Below are 15312 nucleotides of genomic sequence, written 5' to 3' on the forward strand. Positions count from 1 at the left end.
AGATTCACCCCTTACAAATATAGATAAAGTCTGACTTTGTGCGCCCCCAGAAAATTGGCGCTGCCGTACAGCGTGACCGCCGAATGTGCGGGAATGGTAACGCTGCGTGGCCTTTCCAGAGGATGCATCTCCAGCCCTCTGGCGTCATACCAGTAAAAACGATAATGAACGGTAACGGGTTCTTGCCTTTCGTTATAAAGCGTTGAGGATGCTGAAGGTTGAATATCAGATGTCGAAAGGACGGGCTTTTCTGCACTGATGCCCGCAGCTAATAAAGATGACTCCATCACCAGCGATTGCTCATCATTCACCGGAATTTCCGGATGTGAACGACAGCCCACCAGCACTAACAACGCCAGAGACATCAGCCCAAAGCATCCTTTTCTCATCGTTACAGACCTTTATGCGCCAGCATTGGTCCCAGCGGACAGCCACCCAACAAATGCATATGGATGTGGTAAACCTCTTGTCCGCCATGGCGGTTGGTGTTCATGATCAGACGATAGCCATCTTCGGCAATACCTTCTTGCTCAGCAATTTTTGCCGCTACGGTGATCATGCGTCCCAGCGCCTGCTCATGCTCAGCTGACACGTCGTTCACTGTCGGAATGAGGATATTCGGAATGATCAGAATATGCGTTGGCGCTTGCGGCGAAATATCGCGAAACGCCGTTACCAGATCATCCTGGTAGACGATATCGGAGGGGATCTCACGACGAATAATTTTGCTGAATATAGTTTCTTCTGCCACGACATTTTCCTTTTTCAAATAGCCATGCGTTGCGCCATGCTACGCCGCGCCACACTGCGAGTATAGAGTATGGTCGAGTTAAACCTGCTCTTTCAACCTTAACTAACGATTTCTTAAGCAAAAAATCGTTTTGCTGCCGTATATATCGCCATTATTCCCATTTCTGCCTGCGAATGCGCTGAAAAGACATTCTCTGTTTGGTTTACACACTAAATATGAATGCGTATATTTCTCATTTGCATTTACATATAAAATTATTCGCACACTAAATATAACCGCTCATCACCCTGCTCCGGCATGAGCCTGACGCCAACATAAACCAAGAGATTTCAAATGCTTTCGACACAATTTAACAGGGATAATCAACATCAAGCTATCATCAAACCGTCACTCCTTGCCGGTTGCATAGCACTGGCACTATTACCTTCCGCCGCTTTTGCTGCACCAGTCACTGAAGAAACGGTGATTGTTGAGGGTTCAGCCACAGCCCCAGATGATGGCGAAAATGATTACAACGTAACGTCTACCTCTGCGGGTACAAAAATGCAGATGACTCAACGTGATATTCCTCAGTCGGTCACTATTGTTAGCCAGCAGCGGATGGAAGATCAGCAGTTACAAACGCTGGGCGAAGTGATGGAAAACACGCTGGGGATCAGCAAAAGTCAGGCGGATTCCGATCGTGCTCTTTATTATTCCCGCGGATTCCAGATCGATAACTATATGGTTGATGGTATCCCCACCTATTTTGAATCGCGCTGGAATCTGGGCGACGCACTTTCTGATATGGCACTGTTTGAACGCGTAGAAGTAGTGCGTGGCGCGACAGGCCTCATGACCGGGACGGGTAATCCATCTGCGGCAATTAATATGGTTCGAAAACACGCGACCAGTCGTGAATTTAAAGGCGATGTCTCGGCGGAATACGGTAGCTGGAACAAAGAACGGTATGTGGCGGATTTACAAAGCCCACTCACCGAAGATGGTAAAATCCGCGCACGAATTGTCGGCGGCTACCAGAATAACGACTCATGGCTGGACCGCTACAACAGTGAAAAGACCTTCTTCTCCGGCATTGTCGATGCTGATTTAGGCGATCTTACGATGCTTTCAGCCGGTTACGAATATCAGCGTATTGATGTTAATAGCCCAACCTGGGGTGGTTTACCGCGCTGGAATACTGATGGCAGCAGCAACAGTTACGATCGCGCACGCAGTACCGCACCTGACTGGGCGTACAACGATAAAGAGATCAACAAGGTCTTTATGACCCTGAAGCAGCGGTTTGCTGATACCTGGCAAGCGACGCTGAATGCCACCCACTCTGAAGTCGAATTTGACAGCAAAATGATGTATGTCGATGCCTATGTAAACAAAGCGGATGGTATGCTGGTTGGGCCATACAGTAATTATGGACCTGGTTTTGATTATGTCGGCGGCACCGGTTGGAACAGCGGCAAACGTAAAGTTGATGCGCTGGATTTGTTCGCTGACGGTAGTTATGAATTGTTTGGTCGTCAGCACAATCTAATGTTTGGTGGCAGTTACAGCAAACAAAACAATCGTTACTTCAGTTCATGGGCCAACATCTTCCCGGATGAAATTGGCAGTTTCTACAACTTTAATGGCAATTTCCCACAAACCGACTGGTCACCACAGAGCCTGGCGCAGGACGATACCACACATATGAAATCGTTATATGCTGCCACTCGTGTCACCCTTGCCGATCCGCTGCATCTGATCCTCGGCGCACGTTATACCAACTGGCGGGTTGATACGCTGACTTACAGCATGGAGAAAAACCACACCACGCCTTACGCTGGTCTGGTGTTTGACATCAATGACAACTGGTCGACCTACGCCAGCTATACCTCTATTTTCCAGCCGCAAAATGATCGTGACAGTTCAGGCAAATATCTGACTCCAATCACCGGTAACAACTACGAGCTGGGTCTGAAATCGGACTGGATGAATAGCCGTCTGACCACCACGTTAGCCATCTTCCGTATTGAGCAGGATAATGTCGCTCAGTCCACCGGTACACCTATCCCCGGCAGCAACGGCGAAACCGCCTATAAAGCGGTGGATGGGACAGTCAGTAAAGGTGTGGAATTTGAACTCAACGGCGCAATTACCGACAACTGGCAGCTGACGTTTGGCGCAACGCGCTATATTGCAGAAGATAACGAAGGAAACGCCGTTAATCCTAATCTGCCACGCACCACGGTTAAAATGTTCACCAGCTACCGGTTGCCTGTCATGCCAGAGTTGACGGTCGGCGGTGGTGTTAACTGGCAAAATCGCGTGTATACCGACACCGTGACACCGTATGGCACCTTCCGCGCCGAGCAAGGTAGCTACGCGCTGGTGGATCTCTTCACCCGCTACCAGGTGACGAAAAACTTCTCGTTACAGGGGAACGTCAATAACCTGTTCGACAAAACCTACGATACCAACGTGGAAGGTTCTATCGTCTACGGCGCACCGCGTAATTTCAGCATTACCGGCACGTATCAATTCTGAATAACACCTGTAAAAAAGGCAGCCATCTGGCTGCCTTAGTCTCCCCAACGTCTTACGGATTAGTGGTTACGGATGTACTCATCCATCTCGGTTTTCAGGTTATCGGATTTAGTACCGAAAATCGCCTGAACACCAGAACCAGCAACCACTACGCCCGCTGCGCCCAGTTTCTTCAGGCCAGCCTGATCCACTTTAGACACATCAGCAACGCTGACGCGCAGACGGGTAATACATGCGTCGAGGTTAGTAATGTTTTCTTTACCACCAAATGCAGCAACCAGAGCCGGTGCCATTTCGCTGGTACCTGTCGCTTTTGCATCTTCAGTCGCATCTTCACGACCCGGCGTTTTCAGATCCAGTGCTTTAATCAGCACGCGGAAGATGGTGTAGTAAACAATGGCATAACCGATACCGACGATCGGGAACAGCCACAGTTTGCTGCTGTTACCAGACAGAACGATGAAGTCGATCAGACCGTGCGAGAACGACGTACCGTCACGCATCCCCAGAAGAATACAGATTGGGAATGCCAGGCCTGCCAGAATCGCGTGGATGATGTACAGGATCGGCGCAACGAACATGAAGGAGAACTCGATCGGCTCGGTGATACCGGTCAGGAACGAGGTCAGCGCCGCGGAGATCATAATACCGCCCACTTTCGCGCGGTTTTCTGGTTTAGCAGAGTGCCAGATAGCAATTGCGGCAGCTGGCAGACCGTACATTTTGAACAGGAAGCCACCAGACAGTTTACCCGCAGTCGGGTCACCCGCCATATAACGCGGAATGTCGCCGTGGAAAACCTGACCTGCTGCGTTGGTGTATTCACCAATCTGCATCTGGAAAGGTACGTTCCAGATGTGGTGCAGACCAAACGGTACCAGGCAACGTTCGATGAAACCGTAAATGCCAAACGCAACTACCGGGTTCTGGTAAGCAGCCCACTGAGAGAAGGTCTGGATTGCAGAACCAATCGGCGGCCAAATGAAGGACAGCACAACGCCAGTAAAGATGGCAGCCAGGCCTGAAATGATCGGCACAAAGCGTTTACCGGCAAAGAAGCCAAGATACTCAGGCAGCTTAATACGGTAGAAACGGTTAAACATATACGCTGCAATCGCACCGGAGATAATCCCTCCGAGTACGCCAGTATCCGCCAGGTGTTTAGAGGCGATTTCTTCAGCAGGTAAATGCAGTACCAGTGGCGCAACCACGGCCATGGTTTTAACCATGATGCCATAGGCAACAACTGCGGCCAGCGCGGATACGCCATCGTTATTGGTAAAGCCGAGGGCGACACCGATCGCAAAAATCAGTGGCATGTTTGCAAAGACGGAACCGCCTGCTTCTGCCATAACATGCGATACAACGGCGGGCAGCCAGCTGAAATTCGCGGAACCGACGCCCAGCAGAATACCTGCGATAGGCAGTACGGATACCGGCAGCATCAGCGATTTACCGACCTTTTGCAGGTTAGCAAATGCATTCTTAAACATAATTGAGAGTGCTCCTGAGTATGGGTGCTTTTTTTACGTTCTCACGCGTGGCAAGGGGGGAGTGCCTCGCCGTGTACAGGGCATCTAAGCGCCCTTTATTTATTACACAGAGTAAAATAATTCAGTGCCGATTTGTTTGACGGCTATCACGTTTCAACTTCAGATCATTGGAGAAGTTGCACATTTTGACAAAACATATGTCACAATATTTCAAACGTGGTTATTCACCGCCCGATTTTCGGCGGTGAACTTTACTCGTTTTAGCCATTAATTACGAGCTTTAAAAAAACTCATTCAACGGATGGATTGAAGGCGGGAAGCGTCGATGTGAAACAGACGGGCGAAGTTATCGGTGGTTACCTGCGCCAGTTCTTCAACGGCAACACCTTTCAACACAGCCATGTATTCTGCAACGTCACGAACCATCGCAGGTTGATTCTCTTTTCCTCGATGCGGTACTGGCGCAAGGTAAGGTGAGTCAGTTTCCACCAGTAACCGATCCAGGGGGACATAACGCGCAGCATCGCGCAGTTGCTCCGCATTACGGAAGGTCACAATGCCGGAAAAGGAGATGTAAAATCCGAGATCCAGTAATTTGCCCGCCGTTTCTCTGTCCTCTGTAAAACAGTGTAGTACGCCACCGCAATCCGTCACTTTTTCTTCGCGCAGAATTGCCAGCGTATCGGCGCGGGCGTCACGGGTGTGGACGATAACCGGCTTGTTCAGTTCACGACCAATCTGGATATGATGGATGAAGGACTCTTGCTGACGTACTTTAGTTTCCGGCGTGTAATAATAATCCAGCCCGGTTTCACCCAGCGCTACAACGCCCTCTTCTGCCGCCAGACGACGTAAATCTTCTACATCGTAGGGATCATTCTGGTTGAGTGGATGCACGCCACAAGAAAATACGACGTTGTCGCGTTCGCCTACCAGATCCCGCATGTGTAAATAACCCGGTAATGTTGTGGCGACTGCCAGACAAAATTTCACATCGCGTGCGGCGGCTTTCGCCAGAACGTCATCCACGTCCTTATGCAAAGATTCATAATCCAGACCATCGAGATGGCAGTGTGAGTCGACTAAAAACATGATGTCTCTCTTAAAGATGAGGAACCGGTAGCACAACGCCCGGTTGCAGGTAATGCTCAATACGCAGTAAAAGATCGGTGATGAGAAGCTCGCGGTTGATACCTGTGACAGACATTAACTGTTCACGAATGTGGCAAACATCCCCCAGTATAGCCTGCAGGCGCGAGGGAGAAAGATGGTTTGCCAGTTCGACGACCAGCCCCGGCACATCAACATTGGTCACGTGCGCAGCGCCATAATGGCGTTTTAGCGCATCCATCAGCAACGTTGCCAGCCAGTGTAAACGCGCCGGAGCTTGTTCATGATTAAGGGCCGCCAGCAGCGAATACCAGTCGCCCGATTGCACGCTATATGCCAGCGCCTGACACAATGTTTCACGAGCCTGCCAGTTATCTCCCTGAAACAACGCCAGTGCCGCCCCAGGCGAACCGGCGCTTAAGCGCAATGCGGCAAGTAGTGCATCCTGTGACATTGTCACTTCGCGTGAAAGCCAGGTCACGGCGTACTGTTCCGGCGGCGGCGCAAGGTAATGTAACCGACAACGACTACGTAATGTTGCCAGTAAACGTTCTGGCTCGCGGGTAGCAAGGAAAAACCACGTTTCTGCTGGTGGCTCTTCAAGCGTTTTCAGCAATGCGTTAGCCGCGGCGTCGGTTAGTAAGGCAGCATCGGTTACCCAGACAACTTTCGCACCACCTAAGCGTGCGTGCTCATTCAGCTTTTCGGTGACCTCACGTACCGCATCAATGCCCAGCGCATTTTTCCCTTTTTCGGGAGCCAGGGTGTAGTAATCGGGATGTGTGCCAGCCTGCATCAACTGACATCCACGACAGTGACCGCAACTTTTGTGGCCCTGCGGTTGTTGGCAGAGTAAATAACGGCTCAGGGCGTAGATTAAAGCATCATCACCCATGCCCGGTAACGCCTGAATGAGTAGCGCATGGTGACCTCTTCCGGCCTGATAGCTGGCTACCAGTTTTTCGAAATCAGGTCGTAACCATGGATACCATCTCATGCGTCCAACTCCTTCACCCAGTTGGTCACGGTGGTGCGGATTGCATCCATCACGGCCTCCAGCGGCTGGGTGGCATCAATGGTATGAATGCTTTTATCTTGTGCTGCCAGTTCCAGATAGCGGGCGCGGGTGCGATTAAAGAAATCGAAAGATTCTTGCTCAATACGATCCAGCTCGCCGCGCGCACGCGCGCGTTTTAAGCCAACCTCCGGGGTAACATCGAGATAGAGCGTTAAGTCGGGGCGAACCCCCCCGAGAACAGCATCACGCAGTGTTGCCAGCATATGTTGGTCAATACCTCGTCCTCCACCCTGATAGGCTTGAGTGGAGAGATCGTGGCGATCGCCAATCACCCAGGTGCCGTTAGCCAGCGCAGGTTTGATGACCGTTTCTACCAGTTGAACGCGCGCGGCATAAAACATCAGAACTTCGGCTTTATCGGTAATGACTTCATCGCCTACCGATTTGATATCCAGCACAAGGCTTCTTAACTTTTCGGCAAGTTGCGTACCGCCAGGTTCCCGAGTGAAAACCATGTCGCGGATACCCAGTTGCTCAAGCGTCTCAACCACCACGTTACGCGCGGTAGTTTTGCCTGCGCCTTCCAGCCCCTCAATGACGATATACTTACTGCGCATTTTTTTCCTTAAGCACTTTCAGATAATCCTGCACAGACTTGTTATGACTGGCAAGATTGGTATTAAACGTGTGACCACCTTTACCATCGGCCACAAAATAGAGATACGGCGTTTTTGCCGGATGCGCAGCAGCCTTCAGCGAATCCGCCCCCGGCGTCGCTATCGCACCTGGCGGCAGACCGGTAATGGTATAGGTGTTATACGCTGTCGGCGTTTCCAGGTCTGCACGAGAAAGTTTGCCATTATAACGCTCTCCCATCCCGTAAATCACGGTCGGGTCGGTCTGCAGGCGCATACCAATGCGTAAACGGTTGATAAATACTGAGGCAACCTGATCGCGTTCACTGGCAACGGCGGTTTCTTTTTCGATAATTGATGCCATCGTCACCAACTGGTTTTTATCTTTATAAGGCAGACCGTCCGCACGCCCTTCCCAGGCGCTATCGACCGCTTTCACCATTTTCTTGTGCGCTCGCTTGAGTAACGCGACATCGGTGGTATTGGCGGTATACATCCAGGTGTCTGGCCAGAACCAACCTTCAATCCACTCCGGGTTTTCCAGTTCAAGTGCCTGCGCTACGGTGGCGTACTTATCGTCGCTCAGCGTGTGCTTGATATACGGAGCCTCACGCAATTGCTTGAGGTAGTCGCTCAGACGCATCCCTTCTACCAGTCGCAGCGGGAACTGTGCTTCTTTACCGCTTTCCAACAATTTCAGCATCTCGCGCACGGTCATCTGCGGTGTAAAGCGGTAAGTCCCGGCTTTAAAGTGAGAAAGATCCGGTTCGATACGCAGCAACCATTGAAAAACCCGTGGGCGATTGATGATCTTATCGGCATAAAGCTGTTCACCTAGCGCCAGACGTCCGGTCCCTGGCTTAAGGGTAAATATCGTCTCTTCTTTGATAAGCAATTTGCTGTCGGCAAGATGGCGAACCTTCCAGACGCCCACACCAGCGGCGATACCCAGTACCACCAGCAATAACAAGATTATCAATAACACTTTTTTCATGACTAATTCGGGCGCTCACAAAGTGGGGCTAAATATTCATATAACGTTGCTGACGAAAAGGAGACATCGCCACAGGCACGTACGGGCATCACTGGCATTAACGCATTACAAATAACCATCTCATCTGCCTGCAACGCCTCTTCCAGAGAGGCTTGCACTTCGACAAGCTGATAAGAGGATTGTGCCAGCAAACGGATACAGAATTGTCGCATAATGCCGTTAACACCTGCCTGATCCAGTCGCGGCGTATAAACTACGTTGCCCTTCCGCCAGAACAAATTAGCCGCACAGCATTCCGTAACCCACCCTTCGCTGTCAAGGACCAGCGCCTCATCAGCGTTTGTCTGCTCAAGATGAGAGCGGATCAATACTTGCTCAAGCCGATTAAGATGTTTAATACCTGCAAGGTGAGGATTGCGCCCCAGCCGCACCGGGCTTAGCGCCAACATCATCCCTTCGTTACGCAAACGGTCGTAATGTGCAGGATAAGCCGTAATGGAGAGAATCCGCGTTGCCGGTCCACTGTTCAATGTGCTGTACCCTCGCCCGCCACTACCGCGACTGATCACGACTTTCAGCACACCATTCTGCTGTTCTGCTGCCAGCGTTTTCATCTCTTGTTCAAGCTGAGGCCAGAAGTCACAGGAAATCATCAACCGCTGACAAGCATCCTGTAGTCGCTGGATATGCGCCGATAACAAACTGACTTTACCGTCGATAACTCTGGCGGTGGTAAAACAACCATCACCAAACTGCGTTGCCCGATCGCTTACTGCCAGCGATTCCTGCTTATGACCGTTAATTAAGAACATACCAGCTCCTTATCAGAGAATTGTTAGTGTGGCAGCATGTTCACTACGGAACAAGTCGGAATAAAAGCTAAGAAAAAAGGCCCGCAAGCGGACCTTTTATAAGGGTGGGAAATGACAACTTAGATCTTTTTAAAGATCAAAGAACCATTAGTGCCACCGAAGCCGAAGGAGTTACACAGCGTGTATTCCATTCCGCTGACCTGACGCGCTTCGTGCGGTACGAAATCCAGATCGCAACCTTCATCCGGGTTATCCAGGTTGATGGTTGGCGGAACAGCCTGATCGCGCAGCGCCAGGATGGAGTAGATAGATTCTACTGCACCCGCCGCACCTAACAGGTGACCGGTCATAGATTTCGTGGAGCTTACCAACACGCGGCTTGCAGCTTCACCGAAGATGGTTTTCACCGCCTGCGCTTCAGCTTTATCGCCAGCCGGCGTAGAAGTACCGTGCGCGTTAACGTAGCCAATCTGACTCGCTTCAATGCCTGCATCACGCAGAGCATTTGCCATCGCCAGAGCTGCGCCTGCGCCATTTTCTGGCGGTGACGTCATATGATAAGCATCGCTGCTCATACCAAAGCCGACGAGTTCAGCGTAAATTTTCGCACCGCGTTTTTTCGCGTGTTCGTACTCTTCAAGTACCAGCATACCGGCACCATCGCCTAGTACGAAACCATCACGCTCTTTATCCCACGGGCGGCTCGCCGCTTGCGGGTTATCATTGCGGGTAGATAATGCACGTGCCGCGCCAAAACCACCAACGCCCAGCGGCGTACTGGCTTTCTCTGCGCCACCTGCAACCATCACGTCAGCATCGCCATACGCGATAATACGCGCAGCATGGCCAATGTTGTGCACGCCGGAAGTACAGGCGGTCGCGATAGAGATGCTTGGGCCACGCAGGCCATACATGATAGTCAGATGACCTGCCACCATGTTCACAATCGTTGACGGAACGAAGAATGGGCTGATCTTACGTGGACCACCGTTCATCAGAGATGTGTGGTTTTCTTCGATCAGTCCGAGGCCGCCAATCCCGGAGCCAATTGCGGCACCAATGCGGGTTGCGTTCTCTTCCGTTATTTCAAGGCCAGAATCCTGCATGGCCTGAACGCCAGCGACAATTCCATATTGAATGAAGGCATCCATCTTGCGCTGTTCTTTGCGCGAGATAATGTCCTCACAGTTAAAATCCTTTACTAAGCCAGCAAATTTCGTTGCATAGGCGCTAGTATCGAAATGGTCGATTAGGCTGATGCCACTCTGACCGGCAAGCAGAGCTTTCCAGGTAGACTCTACGGTATTGCCGACAGGAGACAACATGCCCAGTCCGGTCACAACTACACGACGCTTAGACACGTTTGTCCTCCAGGGAGGGAAAAAATGATTCTAGTGGGACAAAAGATAAAACTCAGGCGGTCGAACGACCGCCTGGAGATGTTCACTTACGCCTGGTGGCCGTTGATGTAATCAATGGCAGCCTGAACGGTGGTGATTTTCTCAGCTTCTTCGTCCGGAATCTCAGTATCAAACTCTTCTTCCAGAGCCATTACCAGCTCAACGGTGTCAAGAGAATCCGCGCCCAGGTCTTCAACGAAAGAAGCATTGTTGGTAACTTCTTCCTGCTTAACGCCCAGCTGTTCGCCGATAATTTTCTTAACGCGTTCTTCGATAGTGCTCATACTCTTAAATTTCCTATCAAAACTCGCTTTCGCGATGGTTTTCGTAGTGTATAAAATGTTGAAAAATTTGCAACTAAATCCCGGCAGGTCTTACCACGATTTTACGTTATTTTGAGGCCTTACCCCCCAATAACGCAAATCATTTTGCACTAATTATTACTCATAACCACGCAGACTGCGCGCAACATGAGCATTTTGTGCAAATCGCGGTCAGACCATGTACATCCCGCCGTTCACATGCAAAGTTTCACCCGTGATGTAAGCTGCTTCGTCGGATGCCAGGAATGCAACCGCGTTGGCGATTTCCTGTGCGCCGCCGAGGCGACCCGCAGGAACCTGCGCCAGGATACCCGCACGCTGGTCATCGCTCAGCGCACGTGTCATGTCCGTTTCAATAAAGCCCGGAGCAACAACGTTTACAGTAATACCGCGTGACGCAACTTCGCGCGCCAGTGATTTACTGAAGCCGATCAAGCCCGCTTTCGCCGCAGCGTAGTTGGCCTGACCGCCATTTCCCATGGTACCAACCACAGAACCGATAGTGATAATACGACCATGACGCTTTTTCATCATAGCGCGCATTACCGCTTTTGACAGACGGAAAACAGATGAAAGGTTGGTTTCGATAATATCGTTCCACTCTTCATCTTTCATTCGCATTAACAGGTTATCACGAGTGATACCGGCATTATTGACCAGGATATCCACTTCACCAAATTCTGCGCGAATTTTTTCCAGAACAGATTCGATAGATGCCGGGTCGGTCACATTCAACATCAGACCTTTGCCGTTGGCACCTAAATAATCACTGATCGCCTGAGCGCCATTTTCACTGGTCGCAGTGCCAATAACTTTCGCGCCACGGGCTGCGAGCGTTTCAGCAATTGCGCGGCCAATTCCGCGGCTTGCACCGGTTACCAGTGCGATTTTTCCTTCAAAATTCATGATTTTCCTCTTTTAAAGCTCGAGCGCCGCTGCCATCGCTGAAGGTTCGTTCAGCGCCGAGGCGGTCAGGGTGTCGACAATGCGTTTCGTCAGGCCAGTAAGCACTTTGCCCGGGCCGACTTCATAGAGATGTTCTACGCCTTGCGCTGCCATGTACTCAACAGACTTCGTCCACTGAACCGGGTTATACAACTGACGTACCAGTGCGTCACGGATGGCATCACCATTGGTTTCGCATTTCACATCAACGTTATTCACAACAGGAACTGTTGGTGCGTTAAAGGTGATTTTCGCTAATTCTACTGCCAGTTTGTCGGCTGCTGGTTTCATCAGCGCACAGTGAGACGGTACGCTCACTGGTAACGGCAGAGCGCGTTTTGCGCCCGCAGCTTTACAGGCAGCGCCAGCACGCTCAACTGCTTCTTTATGACCGGCAATAACCACCTGTCCCGGAGAGTTAAAGTTTACCGGAGAAACGACCTGACCTTCTGCAGCTTCTTCACACGCTTTCGCAATAGACGCATCATCCAGACCGATGATTGCCGCCATAGCGCCCGTGCCTTCCGGTACGGCTTCTTGCATGAACTTGCCGCGCATCTCAACCAAACGCACCGCATCAGCGAAATCAATTACACCAGCGCAAACCAGCGCGGAGTATTCCCCCAGGCTGTGACCGGCCATCATTGCCGGTGCTTTACCGCCCTGCTGCTGCCATACGCGATACAGCGCAACAGATGCAGTCAACAGCGCTGGCTGAGTTTGCCAGGTTTTATTCAGTTCTTCAGCTGGCCCCTGCTGGGTCAGCGCCCACAGATCGTAGCCCAGCGCCGCAGAAGCTTCTGCAAACGTTTCTTCGACAATTGGATAGCTCGCCGCCATATCAGCCAGCATTCCAACGGTTTGAGAACCCTGTCCAGGGAACACAAATGCAAATTGCGTCATGTTTTAATCCTTATCCTAGAAACGAACCAGCGCGGAGCCCCAGGTGAATCCACCGCCAAAGGCTTCAAGCAGAACCAACTGTCCCGGCTTAATGCGCCCGTCACGTACAGCTTCATCCAGCGCGCACGGGACAGAGGCCGCAGAGGTATTACCGTGGCGATCCAGCGTCACCACGACATTGTCCATCGACATGCCGAGTTTTTTCGCCGTTGCACTGATAATACGCAGGTTAGCCTGATGCGGAACCAGCCAGTCCAGTTGAGAACGGTCAAGATTATTCGCCGCCAGCGTCTCATCAACGATGTGCGCCAGTTCCGTTACCGCAACCTTGAAGACTTCGTTGCCCGCCATCGTCAGATGAATTGAATTCTCTGGATTCACACGGTCAGCATTAGGCAGCGTCAGCAATTCACCATAGCTACCGTCGGCATGCAGATGGGTGGAGATGATTCCCGGCTCTTCAGAGGCAGCCAGCACCGCAGCGCCCGCGCCATCGCCAAAAATAATAATAGTCCCACGATCTGTTGGATCGCAGGTGCGCGCCAGTACATCGGAACCGACGACCAGAGCATACTTCACCGCCCCAGATTTCACGTATTGATCGGCTACGCTTAATGCATAGGTGAAACCTGCGCAGGCTGCTGCAACGTCAAATGCCGGGCAACCTTTAATGCCCAACATGCTTTGAATCTGACAAGCTGCGCTCGGGAAAGCGTGCGTCGCAGAAGTCGTTGCCACAACGATCAGGCCAATCTGGTCTTTCTCAATACCCGCCATCTCAATTGCGCGTGTCGCCGCTTCAAAGCCCATGGTTGAAACGGTTTCGTTTGGCGCGGCAATGTGGCGTTCGCGGATACCGGTACGAGTGACAATCCACTCGTCAGAGGTATCCACCATTTTTTCCAAATCGGCGTTTGTCCGCACTTGTTCGGGCAGATAGCTGCCAGTACCAATAATCTTCGTATACATGTACGCTCAGTCACTTTTCGGTTATATACCGTCACTTGCAAACTGCGAGTTCGCTGGCAGCGTCCTGCTACCGCAGAGTTCCGCTTTTGCCACCGTCCAGCAGCTCAAAACCAGCTGGGTATACAGATTCCAGGCGAGCGGCAATTCGCTGAGGAACTTGTCGCTGCACCGCCTGCACTGCCTGTTCAATCGCGACCGCAAAAGCTCGCTGATTGGCTGCACCATGACTTTTTATCACCGTGCCGCGCAATCCTAACAGACAGGCGCCGTTATACTGGTCGGGGTTGAGGTGACTGAATCGCCTCGTCAGGCTCTTTTGTAGCCAACGCTTTAATAACAGTAGCCACCACGACCGTTTTTTCCCTTCACCCTGAGATTTCAGCAGAGAAAGGAACATCCTGACAACACCTTCCATCGTCTTTAATGTGACATTTCCTGTAAAGCCGTCACAAACCAGCACATCTGTCTTGCCAGTTAACAACTCATTGGCTTCAAGATAGCCGATATAATTGATAGAAGGGATTGTTTTAAGCACCGCTGAGGCATCCCGAATACTGTCGAGACCCTTTACTTCTTCTTCACCAATATTGAGCAACGCCACGCGAGGATTAGGAATTTCCACCACCTCTTCAGCCAGAACTGAGCCCATAATGGCAAATTGCACCAACATTGTACTGTCACAATCGACGTTGGCCCCTAAATCGAGGACCACCGTTTTGCCCTTTTGCTGATGCGGTAATACCGTCACCAGCGCCGGACGCTCAATCCCCTCCAGGGGCTTGAGTAATAATTTTGCCAGCCCCATCAGCGCCCCGGTATTACCGGCACTGACACAGGCTTGCGCTCGACCTTCTTTCACCAGCTCCAGGGCCACGCGCATTGAACTCCCACGACTGGCGCGGATAGCTTGCGAAGGCCGGGCATCACTGGCGATAACTGACTGCGCAGGAATAATCTGCAGACGCGAACGTTGTTCAAAGTCAGCTTTAGCAAGTAATGGCGTGATGGCGTCGGGATTGCCGACTAAAAGAAGAGTGAGTTGCGAATTAGAATTCAGTGCCTGCAATGCTGCAGGCACTGTCACGGAAGGGCCAAAATCCCCTCCCATGACATCTAACGCCAGGGTTAGACGTGTCAAGGTATCGTCGCCGCCCGGTTTGGTCTTTCCCCAGTTGCCTGGGGAAAATCCTCACTAAGCTTCATCACGCAGACGCGTGATTACTTAGCGATGACCTTGCGGCCGCGGTAGTAACCGTCGGCAGTGATGTGGTGACGCAGGTGTTTTTCACCAGAAGTTTTGTCTACAGACAGGCTGGTGACTGCGGTCAGCGCGTCATGGGAACGACGCATGCCACGTTTGGAACGGGTTGGTTTATTCTGTTGTACGGCCATGGACCTTACTCCTCAATTACGGTTTATCCCCGATCCAACGGGGA

General features: G+C 51.4%; 16 protein-coding genes. 1 reads left to right on the forward strand and 15 read right to left on the reverse strand.

What is annotated here, in order from left to right; genetic code table 11:
- Positions 1-11: 11 nt before the first annotated feature.
- Both HBM92_RS14600 and hinT read right to left on the reverse strand, forming a co-directional pair.
- A complete protein-coding gene (locus HBM92_RS14600; RefSeq protein ID WP_001225269.1) occupies positions 12-389 on the reverse strand; it encodes a YcfL family protein in 378 nt (125 codons plus the stop codon).
- A 2-nt stretch (positions 390-391) separates the two neighbouring features.
- Entirely contained in the window at positions 392-751 is a 360-nt protein-coding gene (gene hinT, locus HBM92_RS14605; RefSeq protein ID WP_001313744.1) for a purine nucleoside phosphoramidase, read from the reverse strand.
- A 333-nt stretch (positions 752-1084) separates the two neighbouring features.
- On the opposite strand from hinT, the gene fhuE reads away from it, so the two are divergent.
- Entirely contained in the window at positions 1085-3274 is a 2190-nt protein-coding gene (gene fhuE / locus HBM92_RS14610; protein ID WP_000953416.1) for a ferric-rhodotorulic acid/ferric-coprogen receptor FhuE, read from the forward strand.
- A 59-nt stretch (positions 3275-3333) separates the two neighbouring features.
- Here the strand turns inward: fhuE and ptsG are convergent, their stop codons facing one another.
- The 13 genes from ptsG to rpmF form a co-directional block, all read right to left on the reverse strand.
- Entirely contained in the window at positions 3334-4767 is a 1434-nt protein-coding gene (gene ptsG / locus HBM92_RS14615; protein WP_000475719.1) for a PTS glucose transporter subunit IIBC, read from the reverse strand.
- Positions 4768-5061: 294 nt separating this feature from the next.
- Positions 5062-5859 carry a metal-dependent hydrolase gene (locus HBM92_RS14620; protein WP_000480245.1) on the reverse strand — a complete coding sequence of 266 codons (798 nt, stop codon included), beginning with the start codon at positions 5857-5859 and terminating at the stop codon, positions 5062-5064.
- A gap of 10 nt (positions 5860-5869) precedes the next feature.
- Positions 5870-6874, reverse strand: coding sequence for a DNA polymerase III subunit delta' (gene holB / locus HBM92_RS14625; RefSeq protein ID WP_001267923.1), 1005 nt, complete (start codon positions 6872-6874; stop codon positions 5870-5872).
- Positions 6871-7512: a dTMP kinase gene (tmk, locus tag HBM92_RS14630; RefSeq protein ID WP_001257013.1), complete on the reverse strand. Its 642-nt coding sequence runs from the start codon at positions 7510-7512 to the stop codon at positions 6871-6873. Before tmk ends, holB begins: the two co-directional genes overlap by 4 nt.
- Positions 7502-8524, reverse strand: a complete 1023-nt coding sequence (gene yceG, locus HBM92_RS14635; RefSeq protein WP_000756838.1) for a cell division protein YceG — start codon at positions 8522-8524, stop codon at positions 7502-7504. The genes tmk and yceG overlap by 11 nt, the downstream gene beginning before the upstream one ends.
- Positions 8525-8526: 2 nt before the next feature.
- The gene (gene pabC, locus HBM92_RS14640) at positions 8527-9336 is read right to left on the reverse strand and encodes an aminodeoxychorismate lyase (RefSeq protein WP_000478680.1); all 810 of its coding nucleotides are present in this window, start codon (positions 9334-9336) and stop codon (positions 8527-8529) included.
- A 119-nt stretch (positions 9337-9455) separates the two neighbouring features.
- A complete protein-coding gene (gene fabF, locus HBM92_RS14645) occupies positions 9456-10697 on the reverse strand; it encodes a beta-ketoacyl-ACP synthase II (protein WP_000044679.1) in 1242 nt (413 codons plus the stop codon).
- A gap of 86 nt (positions 10698-10783) precedes the next feature.
- Positions 10784-11020, reverse strand: coding sequence for an acyl carrier protein (gene acpP, locus HBM92_RS14650; protein ID WP_000103754.1), 237 nt, complete (start codon positions 11018-11020; stop codon positions 10784-10786).
- A gap of 210 nt (positions 11021-11230) precedes the next feature.
- Positions 11231-11965, reverse strand: a complete 735-nt coding sequence (gene fabG / locus HBM92_RS14655) for a 3-oxoacyl-ACP reductase FabG (RefSeq protein ID WP_001008535.1) — start codon at positions 11963-11965, stop codon at positions 11231-11233.
- A gap of 12 nt (positions 11966-11977) precedes the next feature.
- Complete coding sequence (gene fabD / locus HBM92_RS14660; RefSeq protein WP_000191372.1) at positions 11978-12907, reverse strand: ACP S-malonyltransferase; 930 nt, start codon at positions 12905-12907, stop codon at positions 11978-11980.
- 15 nt (positions 12908-12922) lie between these two features.
- Entirely contained in the window at positions 12923-13876 is a 954-nt protein-coding gene (gene fabH, locus HBM92_RS14665; RefSeq protein WP_000288132.1) for a beta-ketoacyl-ACP synthase III, read from the reverse strand.
- A gap of 67 nt (positions 13877-13943) precedes the next feature.
- A complete protein-coding gene (gene plsX, locus HBM92_RS14670; protein WP_000197578.1) occupies positions 13944-15014 on the reverse strand; it encodes a phosphate acyltransferase PlsX in 1071 nt (356 codons plus the stop codon).
- Positions 15015-15094: 80 nt separating this feature from the next.
- Positions 15095-15268, reverse strand: a complete 174-nt coding sequence (gene rpmF, locus HBM92_RS14675; protein ID WP_000290727.1) for a 50S ribosomal protein L32 — start codon at positions 15266-15268, stop codon at positions 15095-15097.
- Positions 15269-15312: the final 44 nt, after the last annotated feature.

This window comes from Escherichia sp. E.sYA108, assembly GCF_011754335.1.
Lineage (GTDB): Bacteria > Pseudomonadota > Gammaproteobacteria > Enterobacterales > Enterobacteriaceae > Escherichia > Escherichia coli.

What these genes read in the sequence shown, in the direction of transcription:
- HBM92_RS14600 (WP_001225269.1), bottom strand. Translation starts at nt 389, where the DNA reads ATGAGAAAAGGATGCTTTGGGCTGATGTCTCTGGCGTTGTTAGTGCTG.
- fhuE (WP_000953416.1), top strand. Translation starts at nt 1,085, where the DNA reads ATGCTTTCGACACAATTTAACAGGGATAATCAACATCAAGCTATCATC.
- ptsG (WP_000475719.1), bottom strand. Translation starts at nt 4,767, where the DNA reads ATGTTTAAGAATGCATTTGCTAACCTGCAAAAGGTCGGTAAATCGCTG.
- HBM92_RS14620 (WP_000480245.1), bottom strand. Translation starts at nt 5,859, where the DNA reads ATGTTTTTAGTCGACTCACACTGCCATCTCGATGGTCTGGATTATGAA.
- holB (WP_001267923.1), bottom strand. Translation starts at nt 6,874, where the DNA reads ATGAGATGGTATCCATGGTTACGACCTGATTTCGAAAAACTGGTAGCC.
- tmk (WP_001257013.1), bottom strand. Translation starts at nt 7,512, where the DNA reads ATGCGCAGTAAGTATATCGTCATTGAGGGGCTGGAAGGCGCAGGCAAA.
- yceG (WP_000756838.1), bottom strand. Translation starts at nt 8,524, where the DNA reads ATGAAAAAAGTGTTATTGATAATCTTGTTATTGCTGGTGGTACTGGGT.
- pabC (WP_000478680.1), bottom strand. Translation starts at nt 9,336, where the DNA reads ATGTTCTTAATTAACGGTCATAAGCAGGAATCGCTGGCAGTAAGCGAT.
- acpP (WP_000103754.1), bottom strand. Translation starts at nt 11,020, where the DNA reads ATGAGCACTATCGAAGAACGCGTTAAGAAAATTATCGGCGAACAGCTG.
- fabG (WP_001008535.1), bottom strand. Translation starts at nt 11,965, where the DNA reads ATGAATTTTGAAGGAAAAATCGCACTGGTAACCGGTGCAAGCCGCGGA.
- fabD (WP_000191372.1), bottom strand. Translation starts at nt 12,907, where the DNA reads ATGACGCAATTTGCATTTGTGTTCCCTGGACAGGGTTCTCAAACCGTT.
- fabH (WP_000288132.1), bottom strand. Translation starts at nt 13,876, where the DNA reads ATGTATACGAAGATTATTGGTACTGGCAGCTATCTGCCCGAACAAGTG.
- rpmF (WP_000290727.1), bottom strand. Translation starts at nt 15,268, where the DNA reads ATGGCCGTACAACAGAATAAACCAACCCGTTCCAAACGTGGCATGCGT.